At 46.4% G+C, this 23,618-nt stretch carries 26 protein-coding genes; 11 read left to right on the top strand and 15 right to left on the bottom strand.

Translation table 11 applies throughout. The annotated features are described in order from the left end of the window. Window positions 1–13: 13 nt before the first annotated feature. Window positions 14–460: a hypothetical protein gene (locus K0C01_RS10015; protein WP_221169568.1), complete on the top strand. Its 447-nt coding sequence runs from the start codon at window positions 14–16 to the stop codon at window positions 458–460. 486 nt (window positions 461–946) lie between these two features. Here K0C01_RS10015 and K0C01_RS10010 read toward each other — a convergent pair whose 3' ends face one another. Continuing rightward, window positions 947–1,645, bottom strand: coding sequence for a queuosine precursor transporter (locus K0C01_RS10010; RefSeq protein WP_221169567.1), 699 nt, complete (start codon window positions 1,643–1,645; stop codon window positions 947–949). Between the two features lie 655 nt (window positions 1,646–2,300). Here K0C01_RS10010 and K0C01_RS10005 point away from each other — a divergent pair. Both K0C01_RS10005 and K0C01_RS10000 read left to right on the top strand, forming a co-directional pair. Next, complete coding sequence (locus K0C01_RS10005; RefSeq protein WP_221169566.1) at window positions 2,301–2,480, top strand: hypothetical protein; 180 nt, start codon at window positions 2,301–2,303, stop codon at window positions 2,478–2,480. 110 nt (window positions 2,481–2,590) lie between these two features. Further along, window positions 2,591–3,016 carry an acyl-CoA thioesterase gene (locus tag K0C01_RS10000; protein ID WP_221169565.1) on the top strand — a complete coding sequence of 142 codons (426 nt, stop codon included), beginning with the start codon at window positions 2,591–2,593 and terminating at the stop codon, window positions 3,014–3,016. A gap of 75 nt (window positions 3,017–3,091) precedes the next feature. On the opposite strand, the gene K0C01_RS09995 is transcribed toward K0C01_RS10000, so the two are convergent. The 4 genes from K0C01_RS09995 to K0C01_RS09980 form a co-directional block, all read right to left on the bottom strand. Continuing rightward, complete coding sequence (locus K0C01_RS09995; protein WP_221169564.1) at window positions 3,092–3,400, bottom strand: glutaredoxin family protein; 309 nt, start codon at window positions 3,398–3,400, stop codon at window positions 3,092–3,094. Window positions 3,401–3,488: 88 nt separating this feature from the next. Then, window positions 3,489–4,475, bottom strand: a complete 987-nt coding sequence (locus K0C01_RS09990) for an mRNA 3'-end processing factor (protein WP_221169563.1) — start codon at window positions 4,473–4,475, stop codon at window positions 3,489–3,491. A gap of 16 nt (window positions 4,476–4,491) precedes the next feature. Next, window positions 4,492–6,171 carry an ATP-dependent DNA ligase gene (locus tag K0C01_RS09985; protein WP_221169562.1) on the bottom strand — a complete coding sequence of 560 codons (1,680 nt, stop codon included), beginning with the start codon at window positions 6,169–6,171 and terminating at the stop codon, window positions 4,492–4,494. Between the two features lie 86 nt (window positions 6,172–6,257). Next, complete coding sequence (locus K0C01_RS09980; protein ID WP_221169561.1) at window positions 6,258–7,676, bottom strand: DASH family cryptochrome; 1,419 nt, start codon at window positions 7,674–7,676, stop codon at window positions 6,258–6,260. A gap of 84 nt (window positions 7,677–7,760) precedes the next feature. Between K0C01_RS09980 and K0C01_RS09975 the strand changes: the two genes are divergently transcribed. The 4 genes from K0C01_RS09975 to gatD all read left to right on the top strand — a co-directional run bounded on the left by K0C01_RS09975 (window position 7,761) and on the right by gatD (window position 10,774). Beyond that, complete coding sequence (locus K0C01_RS09975) at window positions 7,761–8,165, top strand: DUF2237 family protein (protein ID WP_221169560.1); 405 nt, start codon at window positions 7,761–7,763, stop codon at window positions 8,163–8,165. Window positions 8,166–8,197: 32 nt separating this feature from the next. Continuing rightward, window positions 8,198–8,785, top strand: a complete 588-nt coding sequence (locus tag K0C01_RS09970; RefSeq protein WP_221169559.1) for a DUF5806 family protein — start codon at window positions 8,198–8,200, stop codon at window positions 8,783–8,785. A gap of 27 nt (window positions 8,786–8,812) precedes the next feature. Next, entirely contained in the window at window positions 8,813–9,040 is a 228-nt protein-coding gene (locus K0C01_RS13095) for a YgaP family membrane protein (protein ID WP_397541132.1), read from the top strand. A gap of 441 nt (window positions 9,041–9,481) precedes the next feature. Continuing rightward, window positions 9,482–10,774, top strand: coding sequence for a Glu-tRNA(Gln) amidotransferase subunit GatD (gene gatD / locus K0C01_RS09960; RefSeq protein WP_221169557.1), 1,293 nt, complete (start codon window positions 9,482–9,484; stop codon window positions 10,772–10,774). On the opposite strand, the gene K0C01_RS09955 is transcribed toward gatD, so the two are convergent. From K0C01_RS09955 to K0C01_RS09940, 4 genes are all read right to left on the bottom strand, one after another. Further along, window positions 10,771–11,034: a ubiquitin-like small modifier protein 1 gene (locus K0C01_RS09955; RefSeq protein WP_255568444.1), complete on the bottom strand. Its 264-nt coding sequence runs from the start codon at window positions 11,032–11,034 to the stop codon at window positions 10,771–10,773. The two genes, gatD and K0C01_RS09955, sit on opposite strands and share 4 nt — an antisense overlap. A gap of 135 nt (window positions 11,035–11,169) precedes the next feature. Beyond that, window positions 11,170–11,895: a nucleoside phosphorylase gene (locus K0C01_RS09950; protein ID WP_221169555.1), complete on the bottom strand. Its 726-nt coding sequence runs from the start codon at window positions 11,893–11,895 to the stop codon at window positions 11,170–11,172. A gap of 84 nt (window positions 11,896–11,979) precedes the next feature. Continuing rightward, window positions 11,980–12,960, bottom strand: a complete 981-nt coding sequence (locus K0C01_RS09945) for an ATP-dependent ribose-1-phosphate kinase (protein ID WP_255568269.1) — start codon at window positions 12,958–12,960, stop codon at window positions 11,980–11,982. After that, the gene (locus tag K0C01_RS09940) at window positions 12,953–13,756 is read right to left on the bottom strand and encodes a DUF63 family protein (protein ID WP_221169554.1); all 804 of its coding nucleotides are present in this window, start codon (window positions 13,754–13,756) and stop codon (window positions 12,953–12,955) included. Before K0C01_RS09940 ends, K0C01_RS09945 begins: the two co-directional genes overlap by 8 nt. Before the next feature lie 96 nt (window positions 13,757–13,852). Here K0C01_RS09940 and K0C01_RS09935 point away from each other — a divergent pair, with 96 nt between their 5' ends. Further along, complete coding sequence (locus K0C01_RS09935) at window positions 13,853–15,133, top strand: tRNA (N(6)-L-threonylcarbamoyladenosine(37)-C(2))-methylthiotransferase (RefSeq protein ID WP_221169553.1); 1,281 nt, start codon at window positions 13,853–13,855, stop codon at window positions 15,131–15,133. Window positions 15,134–15,223: 90 nt separating this feature from the next. Continuing rightward, window positions 15,224–16,258 carry a phosphoribosylaminoimidazolesuccinocarboxamide synthase gene (locus K0C01_RS09930; protein ID WP_221169552.1) on the top strand — a complete coding sequence of 345 codons (1,035 nt, stop codon included), beginning with the start codon at window positions 15,224–15,226 and terminating at the stop codon, window positions 16,256–16,258. A gap of 51 nt (window positions 16,259–16,309) precedes the next feature. Here K0C01_RS09930 and K0C01_RS09925 read toward each other — a convergent pair whose 3' ends face one another. The 3 genes from K0C01_RS09925 to K0C01_RS09915 form a co-directional block, all read right to left on the bottom strand. After that, a complete protein-coding gene (locus K0C01_RS09925) occupies window positions 16,310–16,930 on the bottom strand; it encodes a vitamin K epoxide reductase family protein (protein ID WP_221169551.1) in 621 nt (206 codons plus the stop codon). Between the two features lie 129 nt (window positions 16,931–17,059). Beyond that, window positions 17,060–18,484: a dihydrolipoyl dehydrogenase gene (locus tag K0C01_RS09920; protein ID WP_221169550.1), complete on the bottom strand. Its 1,425-nt coding sequence runs from the start codon at window positions 18,482–18,484 to the stop codon at window positions 17,060–17,062. Between the two features lie 199 nt (window positions 18,485–18,683). Continuing rightward, window positions 18,684–18,824 (bottom strand): hypothetical protein, encoded by a 141-nt coding sequence (locus K0C01_RS09915; RefSeq protein ID WP_221169549.1) that lies wholly within the window; start codon window positions 18,822–18,824, stop codon window positions 18,684–18,686. 129 nt (window positions 18,825–18,953) lie between these two features. On the opposite strand from K0C01_RS09915, the gene deoC reads away from it, so the two are divergent. Beyond that, the gene (gene deoC, locus K0C01_RS09910; protein ID WP_221169548.1) at window positions 18,954–19,622 is read left to right on the top strand and encodes a deoxyribose-phosphate aldolase; all 669 of its coding nucleotides are present in this window, start codon (window positions 18,954–18,956) and stop codon (window positions 19,620–19,622) included. Between the two features lie 35 nt (window positions 19,623–19,657). Here deoC and K0C01_RS09905 read toward each other — a convergent pair whose 3' ends face one another. The 3 genes from K0C01_RS09905 to K0C01_RS09895 form a co-directional block, all read right to left on the bottom strand. After that, entirely contained in the window at window positions 19,658–20,968 is a 1,311-nt protein-coding gene (locus K0C01_RS09905) for an aspartate aminotransferase family protein (protein ID WP_221169547.1), read from the bottom strand. Window positions 20,969–21,184: 216 nt separating this feature from the next. Then, a complete protein-coding gene (locus K0C01_RS09900) occupies window positions 21,185–21,505 on the bottom strand; it encodes an AzlD family protein (RefSeq protein ID WP_221169546.1) in 321 nt (106 codons plus the stop codon). After that, on the bottom strand, window positions 21,498–22,247 hold the full coding sequence (locus K0C01_RS09895) for an AzlC family ABC transporter permease (protein ID WP_221169545.1): 750 nt from the start codon (window positions 22,245–22,247) through the stop codon (window positions 21,498–21,500). Before K0C01_RS09895 ends, K0C01_RS09900 begins: the two co-directional genes overlap by 8 nt. Before the next feature lie 440 nt (window positions 22,248–22,687). On the opposite strand from K0C01_RS09895, the gene K0C01_RS09890 reads away from it, so the two are divergent. Continuing rightward, window positions 22,688–23,497 (top strand): zinc ribbon domain-containing protein, encoded by an 810-nt coding sequence (locus K0C01_RS09890; RefSeq protein WP_221169544.1) that lies wholly within the window; start codon window positions 22,688–22,690, stop codon window positions 23,495–23,497. The last annotated feature ends 121 nt before the right edge of the window (window positions 23,498–23,618 follow it).

Here is a 23,618-nt window from a genome sequence, read left to right as displayed (position 1 = left end):
AAAAGATGAGATAATGACAACTGAAGACGACGTAACATTTGAGCCTTCGACCGTAGAGAATGGATCAGACAGAGGTATAAATACGCCAGAAAAAGAAGGTGGAAGCCGGGCCGCTAATGCGTTAAAAAGAATGATCGGTGCTCTCCGTAGTGTACTACGACTATTAGTTGATAAGAGCAAAGATGGCGCTCAAAAAGCGTATGAATCTGTTCCAGTCATTCTAAAGCGGATTGATAAGCACGTAGCAGAGCACGACGTAACAGTTCAGTTTTCAGATCACTACATCCGTATTGTCGGAAATGACGTTGGACTTGATACGTTTAAAGCTGATCTAAAATCGATTATCGACGACACGAACGTTGAAATCGAATATAAGCGGAAAAAAGGGCTCGATATACATTTTCAGTCTGCAAAGCCTGAAAAAGAGGGTGAAGATGACCAAAACAGTGCCACAAATTGAGCTTCCATGGGCCATTATTGACCTCCTCCCACCCGTGAACGGGGTGGGATTCCCACGGCACCGCACCCGCTTGGTTGGGAGTTTCAGGTTTGCAGTCCAGTCGGCATGACCAGACCGCTGGCGGGGCCAAGCCGCCGTTACTCCTATCCCGGCATGGGATTCAGAGTTACCGTGTGTCCGGAATCCACAGCCAGCGGCCTGAAGGGGATTCCTTCAGACGTGGTGTGGTCCGAATCCCGATATTATCCGTTTAATAGGGCGGCGAAACCGCCTCGGCGTGGTCATGCCTACGTTCTGATTGCTGATAAAACACCGGGATAGCTCAGTCCCGTGGATAGATTCCCAGTTGTTGGCTTTATCCACACCCGTAAACGGGTGGGCTTTCGCCTTGCTAACGCTGTAAGGCCTATAGGTTGTTTTCATCGCATTGTTGATGGGATGTATCCTCCTGCTTCTGGTCTCAGTGCAATCATGCAGTGTCGAAACTTAGTGAGCCTCCCTTGTCGTTTTGATAGCTGATGTTACGGCATAGAAAATCGGTGTATCCAAGATAGCGACAATAAGTTTGACAGTATATTGGCCAACAATAGTGCCGAGTAACGCTGTTCCCCACATAGGATCACCATCAAAAATGAACGGAAAAAGCGCAAACCCAAGCGTTATGAATATTGCTGTATCGATAAATTGTGAGACACCAGTGGATCCAAGATTGCGAATCCACCGGTATGCAGCACCAGTTCGATCTCGGATACCAGCAAAGATTCGAACATCTGCATGCTGACTGACAACTAATGTTACAATAGACGCAAGTACAATGTTTGCTGATTGACCGAGTGTTGTTATATACGCATCGTGGGCCTCATAAATTGGTGCAACCGGAAGATAGATTGCAATATAAATGAGAATCCATCCAAATACCATTGCCAGAACAGTTGCGTTGACTACACTGTGAGCGTATTTGCGTCCTTCAAATTCAACCAGCAAATCAGAACAAAGAAACGCAACACCAAATGCAACAAAGCCCGCTGGTACAGCAACCTCACCAATGACTGGCAGAGTAAACCATGCTAATTTTGCTGCAGTAATATTTGCGACAACAATACTCGCTCCAAATAGTACTGTTAATACGACTTTCAGATTCATGTCTATATTCTTGGATTCTTCTTGAGGTAATATCCCTGTCATCAAATAAAGAAAATCTATCTTTTGAAATTGTCTATCTTAGCTGACATTGTCCACAGTAAATAACAATAATATGTAGCCACACAGGAGAGTTACACTAGACCACTCAAAATTTGCTATATAGATCAAAAGCTGACTCATTGCACAAACGACAGAATAGATGCCAGTTGATTTTATCTTCTACAGGCTGATTCTCTGCCCTCAAGGAGCGAGTGGGGGAGAAAGGATACAGCCGTCACCCAGGCTACTCAAACACATGTATGTTATACTGACCATACAATAGTTTGTGATGAATTCTATTCATGAGGCTGGCTTCGAACGAGATCATACTCTGGGCAGACTCGATAGTTCCGTCACCACCGGGTAGATCAGAACATGGCCGAATCAACACCTGTGGAGACTGCGCTCACTGTGGACACTGAGACGACAGCTGATGATGTTTCTGCAAAGTGTGTCCTGAGATCAGGAAGCCACTGCTGCAAGGAGCCGCCAACGGCGGTGAGTAGGCAGGGAGAGTTCACTATGTCTGGAAGGCTCCGCGATCACATGCGATACACCGAGAAGGAACGATTTATGTACGGCTGCCGAGAACACACAAACTTGAATGACAGGTGGGCCAACTGGTATTCAATGTGAATGTCCGATTTGTGGTGAATCGATGACTGCACTGTCAGAAACAAATAAACCAGAAAACGTGGGGATGAATCAATTACGAACACACATTCGATCAACAACGGGTGAAGGGCATGGTCCTAGCGGCACCATACCAGCGCATGTAACTGAAGAGTTACTCGCTGATCATGTGGAACTATCGGAAGTTGCTATTCCCGCTCCGTGAAATATCCATAATGACGACAAGAAACAGTAGGTGAAGAACATTCACGTCGGATTTATTTGCTGGCAAAGGAGCCAATGATTATGTTTCTTGTAAACTATTCATAATATGTGATGGATAGTTTTGACTATACCACAGAGATACAGGTTCGATTTAGAGATCTTGATACCCTTGGTCATGTGAACAATGCAGTATACGTAACATATCTTGAGCAAGCTCGTGTGGCGTTTCTTGAGGAAGTTGTTGGAATAACACCTGCCGATGCTGGTATTGTGGTAGCGTCACTCTCAGTTGATTACGAACAACCTGTAACGACTGAGAATACAATAACAGTAGGTCTCACTGTTCCGATGGAGGAAGTAGGGGAGCATTCGTTTGCACTTCGCTATGAGGTGTTTACTGAGGATAATTCTCGTGTTGCAACCGCTGAATCGGTACAAGTCGCATATGACAGTGAAAACCAGACACCACGGCAGATTCCAGAGGAGTGGCTTAACGCAGTTGTTGCATACCGGGAAACCAGCCAAAACACTACCTGAGCGTACTTAGCCAAGTGTTAGAGGATAATCGGAACTTGACCTTCCACGGATAAAGCCAGGGGAAGAAGTCAGTGGCTAGAATAATTTATAAATAAAGCGATCGAGGAGCCCAGACGGATCAGGCTCTCCGTCTCCATACGTTTCGTATAGGTATTCCACAATTTCGTCGCTTCCGTTCAGGCCTTTAACATCATTAGCACGGTCAACGAGTACTGGTACTTCACGCTGACCACTCAAACGCATCACCTTATCACGTTCATCGGGGCTTCGAGGAACACGATTAGATTCATATTCAATTTTGAGGTCGTTTAGCGCCCGTTTTACCTTAATACAGTGTGGACATCCATCGAGTTGGTAGAGTTCAATATTATGTGACTGCCCCATAGTTATAGAGATTTTTCTGCCAGAATATAAGTGTATTGTATAATATTGTCCATTCTTAGCACAATTATCTAGGCGGAAAATAGAGATTTCAGAAGTCAGACAGCGTAGACTGGTTTTGCTTAAGCGCTTGTGCAGAATATCCCATCTCAGTGGCTAGGTGTGTGGCAAATTCTTCACTGAACCCGTGATAAGTGTATATTTGGTCTGGATCAACAGACTCCACAACATCAACGAGCTCAGAGTAGTCACAATGATCAGACAAGACAAATCCCCGGTCAAGCCCCCGTCGGTAAATAAACGAATCATCAACTGCCCAACCAGAGAATCCGGCAGTAATTGCATCATGTTTCTCGATTAGGGATTCAATCCAAGCTAATCGTGATGTTTGCATCGGTAATACGAGTGCATCGCCCTCCTCCAACGTCGTTTCAGTAGAATACCTCTTGGCTGGAAACTGGACATCACAGTATGAGGTAATAACATCATTGAGATCTGCAACAGCGTCGGTGACATATATTGTATTCCGACAAGAGCCTGCAAGGATGCGCTGTAGTTTTTGTGCACGTCCAAGTGCATATCCAAATAAAATTACAACTTCATCCATCGTTGCTTCAAGCCAGTCGTTAATCTCTCGAACGACCTCTTTTGTTGGAGGAAATGTGTACTCTGGTTTCCCATATGTCGTTTCCGTAATTAGGATGTCTGCATCAATTGGATCAAACCCAGAGAGATAAAACCGATCACGAGTACTGTAATCACCAGTATAAAGGTAAGTTATCTCGGATTCTTGATCAGTTATCTCTATCGCTCGTGAGCCCGCAATATGTCCAGCATCGTGAAGTGTAACTGCGGGATTGCTAGATGATTTAATATTGTGGTCTTGTCGCACAGAGGTTAATGCTGCGGTAAGATTTGAGGCGACGATTTCTGTCGTTCCATCGACAATGTGATCTCCATGTGCATGACTGACAACCGGAGTGAGGTCCTCTTTAGCACCATCAAGAACAATCTGTTCTCCGGTTGATAATGTAATCTCAATGCCGTCACGAAGTTGTACAGATATGTCAGAATTCATCGCATATCTCTATGGATCAGCTTTGTTGTTGATATAGCTCCTTGACTCTATCAATTGTGTCAGTGTCGTCGGGATCTAAGTCGTGCCGGATGCGCTTGAGTCGAGGAAACCGCAGTGCATATCCAGAATCATACTGCGGCGATTTCTGAATCTCTTCATATTCTACTTCAAGTACAACTTCAGGCTTGAGTTTCGCTTCTCTACCATCAACTTCCCGAATTAGCGGTTCAACCAAGTCCATAAATTCCTCAAGTTGTGCATCAGTAAATCCAGTGTGCATTCGTCCCACCTCGCTGAATCCATTATTATTCCGGCACGCAAGATACGGACGGCCGAGAAAGTCACTAATTCGACCTTCACTCCACTTAGCTCGGGTAACAACGAGATCAAGCGGTTCCATGGTTGGTTTAATTTTCTGTTGATATCCAACTCGAGATCCCGGTTGGTATGTTGCATCTAAGTTTTTTGCCATGACTCCCTCATGTCCAGCACTAAGAACATTCTCATAGAAGTTTTGCGCTTGTTCGACCGAATTGGTCTGAAGATGTTCTGCTCGTGCAATTCGTTGTTGGTCGGGGTCAAGAATTTCCTCAAGATGGGACAATCGTTCACGAAGAGGGCATTCAATGTAACTTGTGCCATCAAGTTGGATGAGATCAAATAAGTAGGTGCGAACAGGCACGGTCTCTACAAGCTCATCAATATCATACTTCCGTTTGATACGTCGGGATAGCTCTTGAAATGGTACTGGGTCATGAGATTTGGGATCATACGCAACGACTTCCGCCTCGATGATGTACTCATCAGCAGTAATCTGCTCTCCTGCAGCAGCGACAACATCAGGGAATTGCCTTGTAACTTCCTCTAGCCGACGGGTGAAAACGCGTATTTCATCATTCTGCTTGTGAATTTTTGCTCGGATACCATCGTATTTAGCCTCTAGTAGTACAGCTCCAGAAGCATCAGAGAGTTCAGAAACCGCCGTGTCAATATCTTCAGATTTTTTGGCCAACATCGGTTTGATTGGGCGGAATAACTCAACGTCAAGTTCAGCAAGTGCGGATTTATCGCCGGATCTGGCCCGCTCAGCAACTATCGCAAAATCATTGGTCACCTCATAAGCCTGCTTGACTGCACTTTTTCCACCCTCAGTACCAAAGAACGCATCGGCAATTGCATCACGGACAAGTCCTTCGCCGACGCCCAAACGCATCGCTCCAACAACAGTACGAACAAGATATCGAGCTTCGCTCGGAGAGGTATGGGTTAGGAGTCCAGAGACCGTATCAATCTGTCTTTGCTGGCTTCCATCTCCTTCGTATGTTGCTACTTCACGAAGTGTTTCATATACTTGTTCAACAGTCAGTGATTCGGAAAAAAGGGGTTGTTGTTGGCGCTGATTGATTGCAACAGCAGCGGCGTTACCCAGATCACCACGTTCGCGCCACCACGTTTCAATCTGAGTTGAGTCGATTCCTGTTGCCTTAGCAATGGCATCGCTCATTAGAGATGTTGAAATGCCAATATCTTCTGACTCCCATGGCGCAAATACCTTCCCACGAACTAGTCTGACGACACGAGGAAGATCCGTATCGTCAACCTTGCTGAAGCAATCCGACAAAATGGCTGTTTTCTCAAGCGTTGAGCTGGTATCTTCGAGGTCTGCATACACGTCGACGAGATCAGCGTACTGCATTTTCTTAGTAATAGGTAGAGACTGGCACTAAATAAGAAGTTCCAACGAGATGCGACTGGTTGGCCAAACCGGGGCTATATTATAACTCATATTGACCGATACCGTTCTTCGAGGTCAATCATCGGGCGAGGATAATCAATACCAAGTTCTATATTATGCGTCACCTGCTGCTCTTTAGTCATGTCCCATGGCCGATGCGCATATTCGGCTGGAAGCTCCGATAGCTCTGGAATCCAAGTTTTAATGTGTTCAGCATCTGAGTCATATCGCTCCGCCTGTGTGAGAACATTGAAGTAGTTATCTCGAGAGTCATTACCAACTCCAGCTTGGTATGCCCAGTTACCCCAATTGGAGGCAACATCGTAATCTACCAATTGCTCTTCAAAGTATGCTGCCCCCCACCGCCAGTCAATCTGTAATCCGTCAACAAGGAATGAGGCAACATTTTGCCGGCCTCGGTTTGACATATATCCAGTCTGATTCAGCTCTCGCATGTTCGCATCGATGAATGGAATACCCGTCTCTCCATTTTTCCACTGAGTGAATTGCTGTTTGTCCTGCTTCCACGGTTTATCAACATTGCGGATGCCACCTGGCATAAAGAAGTCAGCGCCATGCTTAACAAATTGAAACTGAAAGAAATCTCGCCAAAGTAACTCAAAGACAAGCCAATATGTGTCCTCATTTGAGACTCGTTGGTTCTCATATTTCTCGATTTCTCCGTGGATCCAACGAGGAGATATGCAGCCGGCAGCAAGCCAAGGTGAAAACTTTGATGAGTAATTCGCCCCGAGCATTCCGTTTCGTGTTTGTTTGTATTCACGAAGGTGATCACCCTCCCAGAAGTACTTGTCTAGACGTCGTTTAGCTGCAGTTTCACCGCCTGTAAATTCAAGCACTGTCCGATTATCGATTTTCTGAGGCTCAATATCCAACTCGGTTGGTGACTGGAGATCACCAGAATCGATGCGGGGGGTATTCACCACTTTGGGTGCTGGGATTGAATCTCGAACAGACGATTGCTGTTCGACTGTTTTTCGCCACGGTGTAAATGTATCGTTAATATTGTGATATTCCTCCGGTAAATCATTGATGTGGTATAGAGTGTGGGTCCAACGACGTTTCAAAGAGACATCAGAGGGCAATGATTCACGAACAAGATGTTCGCGTTCCAACTCCTCAGTTGCTGGCTTTGTTTGTGCAAATACAGCATCGGCGTCTACTTCCCGTACAAGCTTCGGGATGACATCTTCAACGTGACCACTTCTGACAAACAGATCACCACCAAGGTCCTGAAGTGAGTTGCGTAAATCACTTAGACTTTCATGGCGGAACTGCGCGCGAAAACCACCAATTTTTTGAGTCCCATACTGTGTTTGACCATATCGTCTTGGGTCATAGACATATATCGGTAATACCTTAGTGGCCTGATTAACAGCATCAGCTAGCGTTGGGTTATCCGTAACTCGAAGATCGTCACGAAACCAGACAACAGCCGTATCCATATTTCTAATAGAGGATTCCGCCTAACAGATGTTGTGGATTCAGAAGGACAAACATCTAATAGCATTCAATACGATAACAGGTGTATGTCATACCCGGAACCAGAAGAGCAAGAAAATGTGCTCGGAGAACCTCTTGAACCGTGCAGTCTAGATCCCAAGACAGGATACCTTCGAGATGGACGCTGTACGGCAACAGCATCAGACCAAGGAGCTCATTATCTCTGTGCAGAAGTGACGAAGGAATTTCTTGAGTATTCACAAGAACAAGGAAATGATTTAATCACGCCACGACCTGATCTAAACTTCCCGGGGCTTTCTCCCGGAGACCAGTGGTGTTTGTGTGTTGGACGATGGATAGAGGCTTATAATGCTGGTGTCGCTCCTCCAGTTGTGCTTGAGGCGACAAACAAGGCAGCACTGAATCAGGTTGATCTATCAACACTAAAAGAACATGCCACTGGTAGAGATCCACAAGAATCTAGTGACTAGCGCTTTTTCCGTGTCCGTCCGTACTGTCCTATATGGACCAAGAAGGCGAATCGTCTGCGGATATCGATGACAAGGCGCCGCCTGATGTACAAAAGTATGATCGATTCAAAAAAGTTGACGGTGCTGAATATGAGCGAGTGAATGAGTTTCTCAGAGATCGAACGCATATTACCGCTCGAGAATGGGCGATTGCTCGTCTTTGTTCTGACTTCCGAACAGAAACTGGTGTTGAGATGACAAAAATTGGGGACAACCTTCCCGAGTTAGTACCGTTTATGACAGACACATACTCTCCGCAAGCAGTCAATCAAGCCCGTGCGTCATTCGAAGAGAAAGTTCGAATGGCAGGGGCAACGTTCCTCTACGGAGCCATGTCTGACTTTTTCACCGCAGAAGAGTTGGATGACATAATGTATGAGGCAACTGAAGTTGCCAAATTTTTGCTTGAGGTTGAAGGTGTTGAATTGTCTGTAGAGGATGAGCTTGATGCTGAAGATCAGATATCACAGGTTATGCAGGAAGTGCGCCAGTCCAGCGCAGAACTACGATATGAAGAATGTCCAAACTGTGGGCATGAACGCAACCCACCGTCGGAGGAACAGCCCACAGATGAAGAATGATGGACTGATAAATTAGCTAGGTGAAGAGTGATTGTCGTGAAAAAGAATATTGGTGAGACAGACCGAGCAGTTCGTATCTGGTCAGGGGCGGTGTGTGGGCCTATTGCGGCTGGAACTGTCAAAGGATATCTCGATATACCTGAAATAGTTGCGCCCGTTCTGGGTTTTTTTGCGATATATATGTTCATTACCGGGCTGACACGAATTTCGCCTCTATACGTCCTGCTGGGGATCTCGTCGATAGTTGGAGAATAGCTAAATGGTAAAACCGAGATGCCAATACTCCCGTTCCTGAAAGGGACGGAACCGTCAGTTACATACTATGTTGCTTTCAGTAGTCAGTAGCGGCTTCCAACGAAACACATCTCAGATAAGTAGTCAGCTGCCCAGTGGACGGTGACGCGAAGCCTGTCAGTGAGCTCGAACTCTGACTCAACTGGGTGGACTGGTGGGTTCAGCCAGCTTAGTGTCCTTAATCCTGGCTTAAGAGTATATTTACAGCGGCATCGAGGCGAAATCCCCCGGCTTTAGCCGTGTGGAGGGGATCAATGTCTCTCTTCCGGCCGGACGACTGATGGACCTGCACACAGTGAGGCAGGAATCAGCCTCGATTATCGTCTGAGCCTAGTGGCGTCTACTTGTATTCTGTGACCGAATGGGAACCGTTCAAGTCATGCCAGCATCAAGAATACTGATATGCAACCAGGAGACCGTATCCGCGTTGAGCAAGCGGATGTTGAGTACGAGGGGACGGTGTTACCATCAAGCGCATCTGATCGGCTTGTTCTCAAGCTAGATGACGGATACAACGTCGGTATTGATCGAGCAGAGGCATCGGTTTCGGTACTTGAAAAAGCCGTACATGACTTTTCTGATGCCGGTGCCGGAGAAGGGACATCCGAGATTACAGCTGATGAGTCACTACCAACAATTTCACTTATTTCAACAGGGGGTACAATTGCATCAACTGTTGATTATCGGACAGGGGCAGTTACGGCTCAATTCGATGCCGAAGATGTGCTTCGGGCAGTCCCGGACTTAGCAGGACGTGCAAACTACAGAGGAAAAGTTGTGACAAATATCCTCTCAGAAAACATGACTCCGGATGTCTGGCAGGAGCTTGCGGAAGCAATTTACAAAGAGATTGAATCCGGAGCAGACGGCGTTGTTGTGATGCACGGAACGGACACAATGCAGTACAGTGCAGCAGCTGTGGGATTTATGATTGACACTCCAGTTCCGATTGTATTTACTGGAAGTCAACGATCTGCAGATCGCCCGTCATCTGATAACGTTATGAACGCAGTTTGTGCTGTGGAAGCGGCAAAGTCAGACTGTGCTGAAGTCATGATCTGTATGCACAAGGAAAGCTCTGATACAAAATGTGCATTACATCGGGGGACACGGGCACGGAAGAGTCATACATCCCGTCGCGATGCCTTTGAAACAGTCGGGAATAAACCACTAGGAACGGTTGATTACAGTGTTGCAAATCAAGAATATATTACAGACGTAGAAGACAACACGACAATTGATTCACATCTCTCGTTTGATCGGGAGTACACGAGCCGCGGAGAGGTGACCCCGGATATTCAGCCAGACATAGAATCCAATGTTGACTTAATTAAATTCACGCCAGGGATGGATGAAGAGCGAATCAGATCGTTGGCAGATACTGAAGGAGTTATCATTGAAGGCACAGGACTTGGACACATAAGCACTGATTTAATTCCGGCAGTAGAGGAACTGGTTGACAGCGGCACGGTTGTCGTAATGACCAGTCAGTGTATTGAAGGTCGGGTCTGCGACCGCGTGTACGATACTGGTCGAGATTTACTTGATGCAGGCGTAGTTGAGGCAGAAGATACACTTCCAGAAACAGCACTGGTCAAATTGATGTGGGTACTATCGAATAAAGACGATCCACAGAGAACAATGCAAAAATCACTTGCCGGAGAAATAACTGAGCAGTCTGTTCCGTGGACCTAACCACCACTTACCGGTGGAAAAAGGGCCAGCTCATCATCCGCGCTAATTTGAGCATCAAGATCTGAGATACTTTCACCATTTACAAGAATGTTAATGTGATCTTGAACGTTGCCATCTTCATCAAGGACACGAGTCTCTAATTCTTCGTGCTGACTCAGTAATTCGTCTAGTGCTGCCTGAACAGTCATTACATTTGTCTGGACCTCTACGGTGTCTGTTCCTGCCCGTTCACGGAGATCAGCAAACAGTCGCCATTGCATTGACATACAATAACAGCGGCAGCATCTTGAACTTGACTAGACTAACGCTGATCCAAACACAAAATATCACAGGGAATGGCAGTAGTTTCGACAGAGAGATCATCAAGGTGCTTCGGGATCAAGCCCCGAGGTAGTTCACAGTTTGGTTGTAGCGTCAAGCGCAATAGAGATAGCTCGCTCCACATTATCTTTTGCTTTTTCTGGAAGCTCATCATCTTCAGTTTCGCCCTTTTGCGTGCCCTCAACTAGGTTACCATCAACTGTGCAGATCGCACCTGATCGCATTCCACGTCGTCGAGCGAGTGTGAAAATAGATGCAGCCTCCATCTCAACGGCTAACAAACCTGCCTCCTCTCGTTCAGTAGCATAATCATCGGTCTCTGCATAGAAAGCATCATCTGTGGCTATTGGACCAACATGAACAGTGCCAGGGTCCTCCGCAGCAGCCGTAACCAGTTCGTTCAAAACGGTGTGATCAGGAACTGCAGGAAAGGTAGCTGATTCATATCGTTTTGTTGTTCCCTCATCCTTGGCGGCCCCTGTTGCAATTATCATATCACCGATTTCAATGCCAGATTGCAATGCACCTGTCGTGCCAACACGAATAACAGTGTCTACACCAACAGCAGCGAGTTCCTCAATTGCGACAGCAGCAGATGGACATCCAATACCGGTAGAACAGATTGTTAGAGGTTGCCCTTCATATGTTGCATTAACAATCTTGTATTCACGATTGTGTGTTACCTCATTTGCATTATCACAGTGCCCGGCGATTCGGTCAACACGACCCGGGTCGCCCGGAACAAGGGCAATGTCATTTAGATCTCCAGACTCAACCAAAAGATGTGGTTGCTTCGCCATGTATGATGTTCATGTTGCTATCTACTAAGTATCGATGGTTCCTGATCCGGTGACGATTCCCCTTCCAGATAATCGTAGTAGCAATTAGTTGTCCAGATATGATGTTTCGATTTGATCTGGGCTTAATTTTGTTTGAGCACCTTGCTGTGAGCTTGCAATTGCACCACAGGCATTACCGTACTGCATTGCTTGTTCGTTTGTAGCCCCAGTAAGCCACTGGGAAAGAAAGCCAGCAGCAAACGCATCGCCTGCCCCACTTGTGTCAACCGGATCAATATCATAGCCAGGATGAGTAATTGTTTCTGTGCCTGTATGTAAACTCGCTCCTCGTTCACCTTTTGTCACAATAATTGTCTGATCGGCTGTTGCAGCGATATCAGGGGGTGTGTCAAATAGACGCTGTGCCTCAAGTTCAGAGACAAAAACCAACTGCGACAGTTCAAGCGGACGGGTAAACGCTCGATCAGGGCCTCGACGTCCTGGATCAATACTTAGTGTCATGTTTGCGTCGACCGCTATTTCTGCGAGTTCTGAAGCAATCTCGGGGTGTAAACTGGTAATATGCAAATGATCGGCTGTATTGAGGTATTCCTGCGGAACAGAATCGGCAGTAAATGACTCATTGACTCCATCATTACCAAGAACTGCAACGTCACCATCATCTGAAACAAGCAAATACTTGGTTGAAGTCGGACCCTTTGCGGCTACAACTCCTGCAGTATCGACTCCTTTTGCATCGAGTTCAGATTTCAGTCTATCTCCATGTTGGTCCGTCCCAACAGAACCAATGAGACCAGTCTGAATGTCAAGAGACACAAGTCCAACTGCAACATTTGCAGCACTACCACCGCCAGTACCATATTGATCTTGAATTGTTGCTTCATCATCGGCCTGCGGAAGACGGTCTACCTCCATCGTCACGTCCCAGTTGATGTGTCCCGCTACAAGCACCTGCACCATACGAGTTACTTGACCGACGCGTGAGAATATGTCCACCGGTTCAGAGTTTCCAGCAGAGAGAACACCACCACGATCAGATTCGGTCTCGGTGTGTCGCTCAAGCAAACATGAACAGAACCAAGTTATGCGTTGCTGGGCCAAGACCTACGGCTGCAATCACTGTCAAAAATACCCTTGCCTCTTCCGGTTCTTCAGAGAGGTATCCACGGAACAGATACAGGACAACGATACTCAATAGCAGTTTAGTGACGATGAACACCCATCCTCCACCGAGAATATCAGCAGTGGGAAGCGACGCACCAAATTCAAGAATTATACGCGATAATAGAACCCGCTCGCCAGCACCCAGCACATCAAAGCCAACTGCTGTAGAGATTCCATCAAGGAGATGCCCAAATATAACTAGCAAGCCAGTGTATCCAGACAAAGAGGTGATCTCATCTACTGTACTGGTGAGTACTTGCCACGTCCCAACGGTAACCACTGCAGTAGCTATTACGATTATAATCGGCCAGCGAAATGAAAGAGATGTCCCATAGAGAACACTAAGTATACCTGCAAAGATAGCGATGACACTACCGGCCACGCCAATCACGATATCAGGGTCATCTTGAATAGCAACTGCAAGAGAAAGGGTGAATAGATACGCAGCTGCCATCGTTAAATAAACTCCTCCAGTATTGAATAGTGGGGCAATACTACTGGAGAAGACATCAAGTTGATGCAGTGCGTGTAAGATGCCACCAGCAACAATCCATGAAGCAGTTCCAAGAACCAGTCGATCAGAAATAACCGGCCGTGAAGAGATAAGATACCAACCAGAAACAATAAGAATACCAAACAGGACAGCAACTACCGGAAGAGGGGGAAATTCAACGCCAACGATGAATGAATATGTCATTACCTACGTGAGCCGGTTGTCCACCAGGGAATAAAAACCCATATCTCTCGGTCAGACCCGTCACGAATATCCGCACTGAGTGTATAACGAAAACAGATGGCCCGGTACTACATCGAGACATACGGTTGTACCTCGAACCGAGGTGAGAGCCAAGAAATCGAGCAAAAGCTGCAGAACGCTGGTCATAGACCAACAGAGCTAGAGACAGCCGATGTTGCAATTATGAATACGTGTACCGTTGTTGAAACAACTGAACATCGAATGTTGCGCCGGGCCAAAGAACTCACAAATGCAACTAATGACCTAATTATAACAGGCTGTATGGCGCTCGCTCAGCACGAAGAATTTGAAGACATCGACTGTCGAATTATACACTGGGATAATGTACCGGCCGCAGTTGGAAACGGAGAATGTCCAACGGCGACCGCAGATACTGAACCAATCCTTGAAGGCCAGATTGGAATTCTGCCAATCGCTCGGGGATGTATGAGCAATTGCTCATATTGTATCACAAAGCAGGCAACAGGGCGTCTTACCAGTCGCACAGTTCGTGAAAACGTAAGCCGCGTACAAGAGCTTGTTAATTCTGGTGCTCGAGAGATTAGACTAACGGGACAGGACACTGGAGTATACGGCTGGGATCTTAACCAAGGAGTAGCGTTACTTCCAGAGTTGCTTGACCAGATTTGTACGGAAGTTTCAGGACAGTTCCGCGTTCGACTCGGAATGGCCAATCCGGGAGGAGTACACGATATTCGAGAGGAGCTTGCTGCTGTCTTTGCAGAACATAACCAAATATACAATTTCCTACATTTACCTGTGCAATCAGGATCAAATGCTGTTTTACGTGATATGCGGAGACAGCATACGGTTGCTGAATTTCGAGAAATTGTTGATACGTTTGAGACGCAACTTGACTATTGGACTCTTGCAACTGACTTTATTGCTGGATTTCCAACAGAAGGTCAATCAGATCATGAAAAAAGTATAAATCTACTTGAGGAAATTCAGCCGGAAAAAATTAACGTAACGCGATTTTCAAAGCGTCCCAAAACTGACGCGGCAAAAATGGACGGACTTGGAGGGCCAACAAAGAAAAAGCGATCAAAAGATCTGAGTGAGCGAAAGCGATCTCTTTGTGAGACAGTTCACCAGGAGATGGTTGGCAAAAAGCAGGATGTTCTTGTTGTTGAGGAAGGCCGAGAAGATTCTGTCAAATGTCGAGATCAAGCCTACCGGCAGATAATTATTCAAGATGCTGCAGAACGGGGGATTACTCCAGGAGACTTTTTGACTGTCAAAGTGACTGCTAGTCAGCCAATGTATGTTTTTGCTGAGCCAGTAGAAACAGAAGAAAAAATTGCAGCGGCAGATTAGCCTGGTAATTTTATATATTCAAATATACGAAGCGCAAAGATCTGTCTCTGAGTCATAATACACATTATTGTAGCGCGCAGGATTGTGTATATGACCAGTGTCAAAGAGTTTGTAATCGACATACCCGCTGAGTCTGACGCACTTGGATCAGGCTCGTTTTTGTTTACTGATGCATACTCGATCTTCGATTGGGGACAAATGCCAGATCCAATTCCAGATAAGGGTGCATCACTGTGTGTCATGGGTGGATATAACTTTGAGTTACTTGAGAAAAACGGAGTTTCAACACACTACAAAGGGGTAGTGCCTGACGGTCAATCAGATCCAGTAAGTATAGACAAGATCACAGAACCTCCAACAGAGATGGCAATTGAGCTCACGCAAGTTCCTGATTTACCATATACAGGAAACGGCTATGACTATACGTCATATCATGACGAAGCTGGAGAGAACTATCTTGTCCCGTTGGAGATCGTATTCCGAAATCGAGTACCAATTGGATCAAGCCTCAGACGACGAACTGATCCAGCAGACCACGGACTATCGTATGATAACTGGCCGGAAAGCCAAGTCGAACTGGACGATCCAATCGTTGAGTTCTCGACAAAGTATGAAGAATCCGATCGATATCTGTCTCAAGACGAAGCGAATGATATAGCCGGACACGCAGATATCGACGCGTTAGTCTCACTAGCGCAGCAAGTAAATGAGATCATTACTGAGCATGCTAACCAACAAGGATTCACACACGAGGATGGAAAAATCGAAGTATTTTATCACAGCGGAGAGCTGAAGGTGGCAGACGTTGTCGGTACATTCGATGAGAACCGGTTTACCTATGATGGCCAGCAACTTTCAAAAGAAGTACTACGACAGTACCATCGAGAGACACAATCAGATTGGGTTACCGCAGTAAAGGAAGCCAAAAGACGGGCAAAGAGTACAGATACAGCAGATTGGCGAACAATCTGTGATCAATCACCAGAGCCACTGGATAATAAGGTAATTCAAATAGTGAGGGATATGTATGCGAGTGGAGCAAACGCATACATCGACCAACAACTATTCGATGCACCTGAGATTGACTCGACTATAGATGAAATCAAGAAACTCGTTGAACTGTAGTTATAAGATATGTGGAGAAATAATAAGAAACATGTTGGTTTGATTTTTGAATCACGCCCAAAATGGCGTATCCAAAACTGGCTCTGTTGGAATTGGAGCAAGTGTCACACCATACATTGCAACAACTGTCATCAAAATAGTTCCAACAAACAACATTGGCCAGATACGAACACCATCAACTGGTGGGGCAGCGGTTCCGCCGCCAATGTACTTGACAATCAGTTCAATGGAGAACAGCGTCGTTGTAGCTGCAGCAGAAAGCATACAGAAAGGACAGATTTCACCAATCGGTACTAACTGTAAGTACACAAAATATGCCGACGCAAGCAGCCCGGTGACGGTAATAACGATAATTGGAAGCTCAATCCGCTGGTCTTTTGTTTGCAACCACAGTCCACCAAGCACCATCATTGTCAGATAGTAACCTGCTCCAAGCATTGCAAGAGGGATAGGACCAATATATGCCCACTCACTGCCGAGTACAGCGATAGATCCATCAAGGCTTCCAGGAGAGTCGATCATTGGGAGAGCATAGAAGTGCACTGCAGTGAGAAAAACGCTGGCGAACCATCCAATAACAGCAACGACAATGAAGCTGCCGATGAGCTTGTTGACTATTGAGTTACGTCCATATTCAGTCTCAGTTTCGATCTGGGATAGTGTCTGTCCCATATAAGTGTACGTACAGACTTATTCAATAAGAGTCTTTTGTAGTATATTCAATACAATACAATATAACATAACGCAATCTTATCGATCTAAACTAAAATTACCTACTATGGATGAAGAGTACTGCAGCTATCAATGGTGATGGTGTTCGTGGCGTTTTCCGGCTGGGACAAACTGTCCGGAAAACGCTCGTTGTACGACCTCAGAGAGAGCAGGATGAATATGGACTGAGTCTCGAATATCGCGTATTGTACCACTCCCAGCCTTCATTGCAACAACAACCTCTTGGATAACCGTAGATGCATCAGGACCGGCAATATGACACCCGCGGATGTTACCATCGAAATCAATGATTACTTTCACGAGCCCTGATTGCTTCATTGCAGCACCTCTAGCAGTATCCTCGTACTGATATGTCCGTGTAGCATAGTCGTCCGTTTCTGAATCCAAGTCTTGTTCAATATCTCCAACACCAGCAACCTCTGGAGAGCCAAAGACAGCATATGGCATAGCTGTATAATCGACAGCAGTGAGCTCTTCTCCATAGAGGTTATCAACAACGGTTTTCGCCTCGTGATTTGCGTTATGTTTCAGTAAATACTCCCCCACGATGTCCCCGAGCGCCCAGTTTCCTGAAACGCTCGTTTGGAGGTATTTATTTACCTCAATATACCCCTGTTCGTCGGTCTCAACCGCTGTGTTTTCCATTTCAAGTAGATCAGTGTTCGGACGACGACCAGCAGCAATTAGCAACTCAGTTCCCGAGACTTCGATTGAACCTCCATTGGATTCATCAGAGGGATATGGACAAGCAGTAACCGATATGGTTTCCCCAGCTTGGTTGACCTCAACTGCTTCATACCCAGTGTAAACATTGAATCGGTCACTGTACTGTGCGGTAAAGAATTTGGCTACCTCTTCGTCTACATGTGGAAGCAGATGTTGTCGTCGACCAATTATGCTAATTTCACTACCGAATGAACCAAAGAAGTGTGCAAGTTCGGCGGCAATGTATCCACCACCAATTACGACTAAGTGTTCGGGGGGAGAGGCTAACTCAAGAGCCTCCTGACTAGTCAGATAATCAACTGAGTTAATCCCAGCGATATCTGGAACAGTAGGCCGAGTACCAGCTGCAATGAGGATCTCATCAGCAGTTATTGTTTTTCCAGCATCCTGTCCCTCCTGAATCTCAATTGTCTTATCATCAACAAAGGCTGCAGTACCCTCAAACAAGTCAATTGAATCCGCAGATTTGATTCCCTCTCGAATGGAAGCAGCGTCAGATGCGATGTCTTCATTCACCTCATTGACAATAGACTCAAAGTCAACATTCGTAATCTCAGATTCAATATGAAATGCTTCCGATCGATCGATTGTTTCCTTGATATCTGCGTGGTAAAGCAGCCGTTTTGATGGAATACAACCCCTATTAAGACAGGTTCCACCCAACGGACCTTTTTCGACTACTGCAACCGCCTGCCCTTGGTTTGCAACGACATTAGCGACGTCAAGCCCAGATCCAGTTCCGATGGCAATGAAGTCATACTCGTTCATACACATGTATATACGCGCTATATATGTTAAGTGGTACCATTACACTCTACAGTGCGTCTCGCTCAGATTATGGAGTGCTGGGCGTTAGTCAATTTGCAGGACATCAACCGAGAGAAACAAAAACTCTGGTGGGAACTATGCTTTTTGGGTAAGAGAATAACCAGGCAATACTCTACGACAGAACCCGACAGGTAAGTGATTATGTCTGCTCAGCAGAAAGGCTAATTTCCGGTGGTTCACCGTCCCAGCCGTATGCAAGGACGAAGAAAAGCACTGTTGCCATGCCAATAATCATCAGTCCGTACTTCAAGAGACTTTGAACTGAATCGAATAAGACCATGTATCATTATACAACAAAGAACGGCTTAGGTATATCGGTCCAGTCGAAAAGTTGATAGACAGGGAAGTACTGTCTACCATGGTAGCTTATACCAAATATTCAAGAGTTTTAAAATAAAATATTAGTATAATGGTTACAGCATCCGAACTTCGTGAAAATCCCCACCAAGTTGCTGAGATTATAGATCATACGAATGTTGATCCAACGGCAACCAAATCAGAGATTCGTACGCTATGCGAAGAGGTGCTGGAATATGGCTTCCGTTCTGCAGTTGTTGTCCCGTATCATGCTGAGCTATCAGCAGATATTCTCGGGGACGAAGCAAATGTAGGGGTCGTTATCGGGTTCCCATATGGCGTACAAAATGGAGACGCCAAACAAGCAGAGATTGAGCCAATACTTGAGTACGCTGACGAAATTGATATGGTAATTAATAGAACAGCATTTGCTAATAACGATGAGACGACAGTTGTAAGTGAAATCACAGCCATCAAAGACATGATCGGCGATCGGAAGTTGAAATGTATAATTGAGTCTCCAGAGCTGGAACGCGATGAAATTAGGCATGCAGCACAGTTGGTAGAAAAGGCAGGTGCTGATTTCGTGAAGACTGCGGTTGGATACAGTGGTCCAACGGATCCAGATGAGGTGCAAGCAATTAAGGATGCGGTAAGTTCGTCGGTGGAGATCAAAGCGTCTGGGGGGATTGGATCATTTGAGGAGGTTATTGAGGTTGTTGAGGCTGGGGCATCAAGAATAGGTGCATCATCAGGGGTCGAAATTGTTGAGTCGATCTAATCATAGTCAGTATTTATTTTGCTATCTCAGTAACCTCAGAGCGCTCCTTTAGATTGCATTGTAGCGACCACATCTTCTGCTGCTGCTATAAATCCGTCAATGTGTTCGTCAGTCGTCTGGTATGAAATGCTTCCGGTATGTCCAGGAAGGAAATAGTAGCCGCGGTCAGCAAGCCGGGTGTGGAATTCATGTAGTGCCTCTTTATTTGTCTCTTCCTTGATACTACGAATGTCGTTAAGTGAAGACTCTGGTTGAAAATGGGATAAGAAGAGTGAACTCAAGCCTTTAGTAACAGCATCAATACCAAGCTCTTCATAAATAGCGTTAAGTTCATCTCGGAGTCTACTCGCCTTTTGTTCTGTGTGCTGGTATACCGGTTCATTATCAAGAACCTCTAAGGTTTTCAGGCCGGCAGTTGCAGTCATTGGATTCGCAGTAAATGTGCCCCCGCCAGCGAGAACACGTTCATCAGGAGAAATATCGGTATCGGGACGTGTATTTTCAAAAAGTTCAGCACGACCACATAGTGCTCCAACCGGCAATCCGCCACCGAGAACTTTTCCAAGCGTAGTGATATCAGGGACAATGTCGATGCGGGCCTGATAACTACCTGGAGAGACACGAAAGCCGGTTACAACTTCGTCAAAAATCAGCTCAAATCCACGTTCTTCACTTTCATCCTTGAGAAACTGTAGGAACGATGTATCAAGAGATCCTCCAGCCCCAGTCAGCAGCACGGGTTCCAAGATAACACCAGCGACATCATGTTTCTCAAGTAGGGCTTGAACAGCATCAGTATCATTCATCGGAAAGCCATAAAGATCATCAACGGACCCAGATGGTAATCCAGCTGATTCCGGCTGTTCAAGCGGCGGATTAACATATGCAGAAAGATCCGTACTTCCTCCATGCCAACCTCCGGTCGGTTTGAGAATGACATCATTACCAGTATGCGCTCTGGCAAGCCGAACAGCATACATTGTTGCTTCTGTTCCAGAAGCACAGAATCGAACCCGCTCAGCTGAGGGAACAAAATCCTGCACACGTTCAGCTAGCCGAAGTGCTTTTTTATTCATTGCTCCGTAGTGGAGTCCCTGTTCAGCTTGTTTCTGTACTGCTTCAACAACATCCGGATATGAGTGTCCGAGCACGCTAACAAGATGATTCATCCAAAAGTCAACATATTTGTTTCCATCGGCATCCCAGACGTGAGGGCCCTCGGCTCGCTCAATATATATGGGATGCGGATCTTCATATCGAACATTATGCGAAACACCACCAGGAAGTGTATCGAGTGCCCGTTGGTGGAGACGCTTACTTTCAGCTACGGATCGATTTGGCTCCATATTCCACGCTATATACTTGCTATTTCTTGGCACTTATCAGTCACAGTACCGGAAAGAGTATCAAAAGTATTTACAGAAAACAGCTTGGCACCAGGGATATCCAGAGAAAACAGGAAGAGTGCTTCGAAGCTTACAGCAGTGCGAGGTGAGCGCCCCTAGCTTTAGCTGGGGGAGGAGGACAATCCGGAGCAATTCACCTGAGTGTTGCTTCAAAAGCTAAAATAGCGTACGGAAAAGCAACACAGCACCAAGCCCAGCAATCAGTGCAAGTAGGATATTTTCAGTTTTTACCATTACGAGCAGTACAACACCAGCTGCAGCCCATTCTGGAGGCCCACCATCAGCGAGTTCCGGTCCAAGGATGGCAATGACAATTGCACCAGGAAGCACTGAGAGCCCAGCTTCTACGCGGTCACTAACGTCAAATCGACTAAGAAGCCAGAGTCCACCCGCCTTCGTAATATAGGTCACAATTGCCATTCCAGCAATAATGCTCAGAATATAGGGATCAACAGTAAGTGCGCTACTGTCAATCATATCGAATCACCTCCACGATCGCTGCTGCTATTCCTCCGGCGAGAATATACCATTCACCGGTCGTAATTTCAGCAGTGAACACGGCGACAAATAAAGCGACCCCCCATGGAAGAACTGTCTTTTTTCCATCCCAGAGCTCAACAGCAAGAGCTGTAAATACGGCTGCAAGGATAAAGTCAAAACCATACGTTGCCGGGTTATCAATCAATCCTCCAGCTACAGCACCAAATACTGTTGAAAGAATCCAGAATGACCAGATTGCTAAGCCACTTCCAAGGAGGTAGGCTCCACGGCCACTCCCAGACTGGAGATCGTTCATTGTCAGTGCCCAATTCTCATCGGCCATAAAAAAGAGGCTGCCGTAGGTTTGTTTCCATGATAAACGCTTGAACCAAGGATGTAATGCAGCGCCCATAAGCGAATATCGAAGATTCACAGCAAATACCGCCAGTAGAATTGCACTAACCGGTATAGGATCAGACCACATCTCAATTGCGACAATCTGTGCAGCACCAGCAACCACTGTTGCACTCATTAATGCCGCTTCAAGCACACTCAGTCCAGCCTGGTTGGCTAGTAATCCAAATCCAACTCCGTATCCGGCAACACCGAGAGCAAGGGGCACACACATCACAAATCCTTTTTTGATCCCTCGAAACTCAACCATCGAACTATCAGAAACAGGTGAATCTTCCGAGGAATCGCTACTATCGGCTAACTGTGCCTTTTGATCAGTACCCATCAACTATTCATTTGCTGATGTATCATCTATTGGTTCCGATTTCGGAGAGCAAGAGATAATGTCAACATACACCACATTCTGCTAATAGTTGAGAGAAAAATTCAGGGCACAATTCTTGTTTAGTGGATCACAAGGCTATTGTGACGGTAGACTGATAATATGGTGTAGTATATAATAGTATGCCTTCGACAATGGAAATCAAGTGTCAAAATGAACGTTGCGAGCTAGATATGTGGGAGAACCATTATACATATGAGATCGCAGAAGACCACAGTGTAGACGATTTGTGCTGCCCACTGTGTGGGACAACAGAGCAGCTTGAAGAAATAAATGTATAATCTGAGCTGCGTGTTCTTTGGTATTTCACAGATGACATGTTTTAGTGTGTCAGGACTCATTTAACTTCCACAGGCTATGTCCCCGTCCTCAACGGCGGTGACGTGACACACGAGCAGGTTGCGCCGTCCAAGTTCATCGACCATCCAGCGAAAGACAAACTGTTCCGGGTAAAAGCCGACGCCGAAGGCATCAACGACCGGCCGGCAGAACTCCGGCGACAGGAGAAAGTACACACGGAACGGTTTGACCACTTACTCAGTGAGTATCGCCAGATGCGCCGGAAGGAACGTCGCCTACGCGAGCAAATCCAACACGACGTGGCGAGCCAACTGATGTGGCTGGCTGTTGAGAACGACTGTGAAACCACCGTGTTTGAGTCTCTTGGGCAGATAGAGTCGTCCGATGCAAGCGGTACGGTGGGATGGTTGATCAGTTCGTGGGCACGGGGTGAACTGCTTGATCACGTCGAGTACAAGGCCGGGTTATTTGGGATCGACGTGACGACGGTGAATCCGTGGGGAACAAGTCGGAGTTGTCCCCGATGCGGTGAACGTGGAGAGACGGTGAACGAACCGAACGACCACACGGAGTGTCGTCACGGTGGGTATTTCCACTGTCCGCACTGCGGGTATGAATGCGACCGTGATGTGGTTGGAGCGGTCAACGTCGGGCGGAAATATCTCTCAAAAAGCAAGATGGAGGAGGCGAACCCTGCTGAGTATAGCTCGGCGGAGAACCACGCCAGCTTCTCATCACCTTCAGAGGGTGCCCGTTCTGCTGCCCCCGCAGAGTCACAAACTGCCGGGATGTCTGGCGTTCAGTCCGCGACCGATACTCAACAGGATCAGGCGATCGGTCGTCAGACCCACCTGTCTCGATGCTGTTCGTTGTCACTCACTGCGAAACGATGAGAGACACACACGGGTGGATTGCATCAAAACAACGGTAGTAACACCGGACAGCAGTTGTCCGGCGGGAGTATCACACGGTACATCCTCGCCAGTACTACTGAATATGATTGAATGCTTCCAA

Origin of the sequence: Salinarchaeum sp. IM2453, from assembly GCF_019693215.1 — an archaeon.
Classification (GTDB): Archaea; Halobacteriota; Halobacteria; order Halobacteriales; family Salinarchaeaceae; genus IM2453.
The sequence above is the reverse complement of the archived record's forward strand: the minus strand, read 5'-3'. Positions and strand labels throughout refer to the sequence as shown.